Below are 7,638 nucleotides of genomic sequence, written 5' to 3' on the forward strand. Positions count from 1 at the left end.
AAACTCGGAGACGATGTCACCCGTATCGTAGGGGCCGTAACCTTGGTCGATCAGCCATTGAGAGTTGAAGTGGCCGATCTCCTGGCCGTATACATGAATGTAGTCGGTGCCATCGGCCGGAGCGCCCTTCTCCAGCACTACTACGCTGGCGCCTTCCTCGGCGGCCGCCAAAGCAGCCTGAATGCCGGAGTTGCCGCCGCCGCAAACCACCACGTCGACGTCGATGGTCTCGGTGATCTCGTCATCGGCAATGATCGGGGCGGCGCCCAGCCAATCCTGCTGGCACATGTAGCCCTTGGGCGCGCTTCCCGCGCCGCCCGTTTCCGACAGGGCCTCCTCGCCTTCGGCTGAGGCCGCTGACGGCTGCGGCGAGCAGCCGGCCATGGCCACGCCCGCGGCAGCCAGAGCGCCCGTGGCGAAAGCGCCCTTGAGGAAGTTGCGGCGGTCGACGTGAAGCATCTTCTCATTAGATTCCTGGTTCATTGCTTCCCTCCTTGATCGATAGTGGCAATTCGAACCGATTCGCATCATAGGAGCGCAAAAGCGGCGGTACTATCGCCCAAAGAAGTTATTGAACAGGGAATACGCCCATATCCCCTCTTTGGGGGACAGGCGAGGGGAAGAGGTTACACCAGCATCAGCCGCGGTACCAGGGCTGTCATATAGCGGCAGAGGTCCGCTTGACGGGTGGCGGCCACTTCGTGCACCTCCTCGTCGGAGGGACTGGCCCCCTCCACGCCGCAGGCCATGTTGGACACTAGGGACATACCCAACACCCGCAGACCGACGTGGCGGGCGGCGATGACCTCCTCGCATACCGACATGGCCACGGTATCGGCGCCCCAACTACGGAACATCCGAATTTCCGCCGGGGTCTCGAAGCTGGGCCCTAGCAAGCCCAGGTACACCCCTTCGCGCATTACCGACCCCAGGCTCAGCTCCTCGGCCACGGCCAGGGCCTCGGCGCACAGCAGCGGGTCGAAGGCGTCCAGCATGCTGAAGAAGCGTGGCGCCAGCGCATCGGGAGCCGTCCCCGTAACGGGATTGCGGCCGGTAAAGTTGATCTGGTCGGCCATCAGGCAGAAATCGCCCACGTTGAAACCTTCGTTGATACCCCCGGCGGCATTGGTGGTCACGAGGATTTCCGCCCCCAAGGCCGCCATGAGCCACACAGGGAAAGCCACCTCTTGGGCCGTATAGCCTTCGTAACCATGAAGGCGCCCCTGCATACAGCACACCTCAACGCCGCCCAAGGTGCCTACAACGAACTGCCCGACGTGGCCCGTAGCCGTGGAGACGCCCATGTGAGGCACTGCGCCGAAGGGAATGAGCACGGCGCCCTCCACACGCTCGGCCAAGGGATTGAGGCCCGAGCCCAAAATGAGCCCGATACGGGGACGGCGCCCGTCAAGGCGTTCCTCCATGAAGGCCTGCGCCTCGTTCAGTGCTTCGATAAGGGATCGATCCTCGGTCATGGGCTGCTCGCTTTCTCGTTTCGTGGCTTTGCTTCCCTACTATACAGGAGAAGCCGGACCCGAGGGCCCGGCTTCTTCCGAGGGAGGGTTGCGCAGCCCGCAAAACGCCGCGGGCTTTGTCGCCTAGCAGTTGCGTGCCGTCAGATTGCCCGTGGTGATGGCGTTTTGAATGCTCAAGGGCGTGGCGCAATCGCCGATGGTGTAGACATCGCAGGTGCCCTCAAGTTCATCGGCCAGACCGGTGTTCGGCTCCATAGTCGAAGCGTCGATAACGCAGTCGGCGGGAATGGTCACATCCAAACCGAAGCCGTTGGTCACCACGATCTCGCCGTCGCCCACGCTCTTCAGCGTGCACTCGGGGTACATGCGGCCACCAGCGGCGAAGAAGGCCGGCTTCACGAAGGCGTTGAGCATCATGGATTGCCCCGTACCGAAGGCCTCGGCAGGCTCGGGCGACACCACAGCCACCTTCTTGCCCTGAGCCGTCAGGTAGTGAGCGGCATCCACGGCCTGGGCATTGAAGCCGAGCACCACGACGTTCTGACCAATTTCCTGAGCCAAGAAATCCACGACGCCCACCACCGGGGTGGCCTCGGTGCCCTGGGCCGCCAGCTCGGGGCGTTTGCCGCCCGTGGCCACAATGAGCACGTCGGGGTTCTGCTCACGCACAAAAGCCGCATCCACTTCCTGGCCCTCCACAACGTTCACGCCCTCAACGTCCAGCATATGGGCCAGGTAGTTCTTCAGACGCCCCAGGCTCTCGTGCTTGCCTTTCACCATCTCGGCAAAGTCCAGCAGGCCGCCCAGGCTGTTCTTCTCGTAGAGCGAAACCGCGTAACCGCGCTCAGCGCACACACGGGCCGCCTCCATGCCCGCAGGACCGCCGCCCACTACCATGACGCTTTTCTGGCCGTCACCCGGCTTCACCTCATAGCCTTCGGGCATGGTCTCGGTGAACACCGAGTTGTTGCAGGGGTTCACGCGGCACAGACCGCCCAGGCAGTTAAGGCAGCGGCAGCAAGGGCGGATCTCTTCGATGCGGTTCTCGCGCAGCTTATTCGCGTACTCCTGATCGCAGTTGGACACTGGACGATGCATATAAATCAGATCAAGGGTCCCGTCATTCAGCGCGTTCTCGAAGTAGTCGGGAGCCAAGGCCGGATCCATGAACACCACGCCGCCGACGGGAATGCTCACGTGCTGCTTCACATACTTGCAGGCGCCCATGATGAGACCGCAGCCCGAGCGCGTGCCGTCAAGGAAGCCGTCAAAGTGACGGTCGAAATCGAAGGTGGTACCGAAGCTAGTAGCGCCGTCATAGCCATAGCCAGCGAAGCAGCCGTCGTTCACGAACTGCGCCTCGTGGAAGGCGAAGGTGCCCAGGCGCAGCTCCAGCGCATCGGCGCCGGCGGCCTCGAGCGCCTGGCAGATGGCCGCTGTCTCTTCCTTGGTGTTGCAGAGCGCGTTGTCGCCCAGAGCACCGTCGTTTTCCTCAGCGCCGTTCACCAGCACCTGCACCACGAAATCGGATCCGCAGCGCTCTTTCACACCCTTGATAACATCAGTGGCAATACGCACACGGTTCTCAATGGAGGCGGGGCCGTACGGATCCTCCGGGGCACGGTCGTTGCCGAAGCGCGAAAAGAAGCGCGCCGGCAGATTGTCCCCGGCCGCATTGAGGTCGATGCCGTCGAAACCGGCTTCCTTCAGTTTCACCGCGCCAGCAATGGTGTCCTCGATGTACATCTGGATGTCGCCATCCGACAGCAAGCTTGCCTTATGGGTCTCGCCTTCCTCGCCCATGTTCTCCCACAGATACACAATGCCCGGCGTCGCCGTCTTCATCTGGCAAATGCACGGCACGTCATGGCTATGCACCTCGGCGCAAATGGCCTTGAGCGGACTTTCCTCGATGGTCATGCGGCTGTCGTTGTCAGCCACGTTCACGCGCTTGTCCAGGCGATCGAGCATAATGTAGCTGCCCTCGATGAGCACCGCACCCATGCCGCCGGCGGCAATAGCGCCATGATAGGCCACGGCCTTCTGCTCCTCGTTGGGCACCATAGAGCTTGCTGCCGATTTAATCAGGCGGTTTTTCAGCGTAAGCGGACCGATCTTGATTTCCGAGAACATGGTGGTATTGGCGAAGTCCTCGATGGTATTTGTGGTGAAGTCCCAATCAGGCACGTTAATCTGCGCCATGGGAGACGTGCTACCCGTTTCAGCCAAAGCAGCACTCCCCTCGGAGGCCGCGCTTTCAGCGGTCTTCGAAGCCGCTTGCGGCGCACAGCCGCTGAGCGCACCCATGCCCAAGGCGCTTGCCCCCAAAGCGGCCAAACCCATACCGCCCAAGAAGTTGCGACGCGTTACGGTTGCTTTGCCTTGTACTTCCGTGGTTCCCATGATAACTCTCCTTCTACTCCCTCAGTTGTGCTTAGGCGTCTTGCAAAGGGGCGTTCGACGTTCGTCGTTTGCCTACTTTGCTGACGCTGCCTACCTTAGGGGAAGGAAAAGTGCGTTTTCATCGACCTGACAGTTGGAATTATGGTCATTCGCCCCACATCGACCTATTGGGTCGATGGTGGACTCAGGCCAGGTAAAGCTATAATTTGCGCTAAGGAGGGATTCGCGTGGTCCAAAAACTTCAACAAAGCACGATCGGCGCACTTGGCTTGGGCAGCTTCGGCACCCTTGTTCTGTTCGCGCTTCTCAGCGGTGCGCTCTACGAGAGCGCACCAACCGCCTTCGGGTTCCAAACACCCTTGATTCTCTCAGGAGATCTCGGTTTCGCAGCAGGCCTTGCCATAGCCCTGGTTGGCGAAGCGCAGCGGGCCTTGAAGCCTCGGGCGCCTCACTCCTCCGGGATCGTAGTGCTGCTCGGATGCGGACTATGCGCTGCCGTTATGCTTCGCAGCGGCATGCTCTTCGAGGCAGCGCCCTGGGACATGGTGCTCGGCGATGCACTGCTTGGCTTTTTCCTGGCGCTAACGGGGTGGCGCTGGTGGCTTGCGCTGCTTCCCCTCGCGGCCCACGATGCCCTGCTTCTTTTCGCGCGCGCTTTAGGAGGCGCCTGCATTGCCTTTCTCGCGCTGAGTCTTTTGCCGCAGGGGTTCATCCTACTCGCTTCTTGCTTGCTGATGCCCCTTATTACTTGTGGGTGCCTCTCCCGCCTTGCCGTTCATTCTTCGTCGATGGCCGAGGAGCTTCCCGCGCCATTAGACAATACGGAGCGCGATGCCCCAAACCCTCTTCCCCAGGGTCACCTGCCCCGCGTGCTTATTCTGGCCATAGTAGGGTCGCTGTTCGTGGCCGACTTGCTCATGAGCCTTTTTCCTGTGTCGTTGTACACCGAGGCCAGTCCCCTTTTCGCTCCCTTAACGGGCAGCGCCGATGCTGCAGCTCTCGGAAACCTCACCGAACCGGCGTTCATTGCCACCGTTGCCCTGCTTGCGTTCGCGGCGCTGCTCTGGACCATGGCGCGTCGCAACCAGCTGAAGCTTCCCCTGTTGTGCTCGCTTGGCTTCTTTGCCGTTGCCGTGGGGTTTGTCACCTTCCCCTACCATATGCCCGGAGGCGCCCCCATCGGCATTGCTGAGGCGGGCGAGGGTGTTATAGCCGTTTTTGCCTTGGCCGCGGTGCGCTCCTATGTAAACCAGCATCCGGGCAGCCTCTGGAACCGTGCGGTACTGTTATTGGCCTTGGGAGGCGCCGCAGCCATGGTGGTTGCCGATCTCATTATCATTGTGCTGTATCAGCTGCCCTTTTTCGACTATATCGACTTTCAAATTCGTTCCGTACTCAGCGGCATCGGCGTGCTCGCTCTGGTGGGACTGCTCGTGGGCGTCATGCCTCACGTCTACGCCTTGACGGGAGAGAAGAGAGATTCCGACGAGAGCCGTGCCGTCGAAGCCGATAGCCCCCTCTCGCCTGAGGAAAGCGCCGAACGCGCCCTCGATGTGTTTGCCGAGCGCTACCGTCTCTCACCGCGGGAACGGGAGATTGTGGGACTACTCTCTCGTGGTCGTGATGTTCCCTATATTGAGCAAGAGCTCGTACTCTCGAAATCTACGGTGAAGACGCACATTCGGCACATCTACGAAAAGTGCGGCGTGTCCTCTCGCCAGGACCTGCTTGATTTACTGCACGCGAGCAACTAAGGCTTAGGCTCGCCGCGCCACGAGCACGCGAGGACGGCCCGCCAGATCGTCCACGATGCGCACCTGGGTGAACCCCGCCTGCTTGGCCACGGTGGCTGCGGCATCCATATGCCCCTCGTGCAGCTCACAGGCCAGCACGCCCTGGGACTTCAAGGCGCGAGCCGCCCAGACGACCAAAGGGCGGAACAGGTCAAGGCCGTCGGCGCCACCATCGAGGGCCAGGTTCGGTTCAAAGTCGGCCACTTCCCGAGGAATATTCGCCAGCACCGAAGTGGGCACGTAGGGCGGATTCGACACCACCGCATCGAAGGTGCCCATGCGCTTTTCACCGATGCCCGTGCCCAAGCTGCACTGCAGCACCGCCACCCGATCCTCGAGGCCCAGTGCTTCGATGTTCTCGCGGGCCAGCGCTACGGCTTCGGGAGCGATGTCGGTGGCAATAACGCGCACATCGGGGTGCTCGTACGCCAGCGAGCAGGCAATGCAGCCGCTGCCCGTGCAAAGGTCGGCCACCAGAAGTGGAGCAGTTGCTACTTCAGGATTCGCAGAGGACTCAGCTGAGCCTATGGGGCGTTCGCGCTCCTCGACCGCGTCCGCCTCTTCGACATCCGCAGCGTCAGCTTCACGGAAAGTTTCGGCAGCACGCTGGTTCTCGGCCAAAGCCTCCTGGGCCTTCCCCAGCGCCTCTTTCAGAGCCTCAACGGCCTCGCTTTCTTGGGCCGCGGCCTCCTCGTTCCAACGGGCTTCGCGCTTGACCGGATCAGGGAGCGCCGCCAGCACTTCGCTGACCAGCACCTCTGTCTCTGGACGTGGAATAAGCACGCCGGAGCGCACTTTAACGGGAATATAGCGGAAGGTCACCTCACCGGTGATGTACTGAAGCGGCTCCCCCGCCCCCCGACGTTTCACATAGTCGCGCAAGGTGGCCCGCTCGTCCGACGAGAGGGGTCGATCATAGTTCATGAACAAATGCGTGCGGGACAGGCCCGTCGCCTCGGACAACAGCCACTGGGCCGACAGGCGCGGGTTCTCGTCGCCCTTGTCGGCCAGGTAGCCCTCAGTCCACTCTAGGGCACCTTTGATTGTCCATTCAGCATCCATGCACAGGGTCCTTTGCAGCAATTCTGCCTCAGAGAGGCGGCGAGGTCGTTGGCGGGGTTCTCTGAACACTAGCTTCTCCGCGCCCGCAGGGCGCACCATCAAAGCATGAAGGAGCGTAGCGCCCGAGCGAAGCGAGTCAGCGAAGCGGGTACCCCGACAACGATCTCGCCGCCTCCCGTCAGGGCGAACGGAACTACTAAACAGCCGCTTCCAGCTTCTGCGCGCGATCGGCAGCCTGGAGCGCCGTAATAACGTCCTGCAGGTTATCGCCCAGAAGCACGCCGTTGTAGGTAGAGTTGAAACCGATGCGGTGGTCGGTCACGCGGTCCTGAGGGCCGTTGTAGGTGCGAATCTTCTCGGAACGGTCGCCGGAGCCAATCTGAGCCAAGCGCTCGGCGCCCTCGGCGGCCTGCTGCTCGGCGAGCATCTTCTCGTAAAGGCGAGCACGCAGCACGGCCATAGCGGCGATCTTGTTCTGCAGCTGTGACTTCTGGTCCTGGGACTGCACCACCAAACCCGAAGGGAGGTGCGTGATGCGCACGGCGGAGTCGGTGGTGTTCACGCACTGACCACCGGGACCACCGGCGCGGTACACATCGATGCGCAAGTCGTTCTCGTTGATCTCCACTTCCACCTCGTCGGCCTCGGGCAGCACGGCCACGGTGGCCGTGGAGGTGTGGATGCGCCCCTGGGACTCGGTCTTGGGCACGCGCTGCACGCGGTGCACGCCGGATTCGAACTTCATCACGGAGTACACGTGGTCGCCCTTCACCTTGAACTGAACTTCCTTGAAGCCGCCGGCCTCGGAGGGCGAGGCGTCCATGGTCTCGGTCTTCCAGCCCTGGGCAGCGGCGAAGCGCTCGTACATCTTGTACAGGTCGCCGGCGAAAATGGCGGCCTCGTCG

General features: G+C 61.9%; 6 protein-coding genes. 1 reads left to right on the forward strand and 5 read right to left on the reverse strand.

Annotation, left to right across the window (positions count from 1 at the left end):
• The 3 genes from QZ307_RS08520 to QZ307_RS08530 form a co-directional block, all read right to left on the reverse strand.
• Nucleotides 1–483, reverse strand: a 483-nt coding sequence (locus tag QZ307_RS08520; protein WP_295998624.1) for an FAD-dependent oxidoreductase, incomplete at its 3' end; no start/stop codon positions are given.
• Nucleotides 484–626: 143 nt separating this feature from the next.
• Nucleotides 627–1,475: a purine-nucleoside phosphorylase gene (locus QZ307_RS08525; RefSeq protein ID WP_295998627.1), complete on the reverse strand. Its 849-nt coding sequence runs from the start codon at nucleotides 1,473–1,475 to the stop codon at nucleotides 627–629.
• A 123-nt stretch (nucleotides 1,476–1,598) separates the two neighbouring features.
• Nucleotides 1,599–3,878: an FAD-dependent oxidoreductase gene (locus tag QZ307_RS08530; RefSeq protein ID WP_295998629.1), complete on the reverse strand. Its 2,280-nt coding sequence runs from the start codon at nucleotides 3,876–3,878 to the stop codon at nucleotides 1,599–1,601.
• Between the two features lie 788 nt (nucleotides 3,879–4,666).
• On the opposite strand from QZ307_RS08530, the gene QZ307_RS08535 reads away from it, so the two are divergent.
• Nucleotides 4,667–5,632, forward strand: coding sequence for a LuxR C-terminal-related transcriptional regulator (locus QZ307_RS08535; protein ID WP_295998630.1), 966 nt, complete (start codon nucleotides 4,667–4,669; stop codon nucleotides 5,630–5,632).
• Nucleotides 5,633–5,635: 3 nt separating this feature from the next.
• Here the strand turns inward: QZ307_RS08535 and QZ307_RS08540 are convergent, their stop codons facing one another.
• Both QZ307_RS08540 and QZ307_RS08545 read right to left on the reverse strand, forming a co-directional pair.
• A complete protein-coding gene (locus QZ307_RS08540) occupies nucleotides 5,636–6,733 on the reverse strand; it encodes a HemK/PrmC family methyltransferase (protein ID WP_295998631.1) in 1,098 nt (365 codons plus the stop codon).
• 196 nt (nucleotides 6,734–6,929) lie between these two features.
• On the reverse strand, nucleotides 6,930–7,638 hold a 709-nt coding region (locus QZ307_RS08545; protein ID WP_295998632.1), incomplete at its 5' end, for a peptide chain release factor-like protein.

The organism is uncultured Adlercreutzia sp., from assembly GCA_910585575.1.
Taxonomy (GTDB): Bacteria; Actinomycetota; Coriobacteriia; order Coriobacteriales; family Eggerthellaceae; genus Adlercreutzia.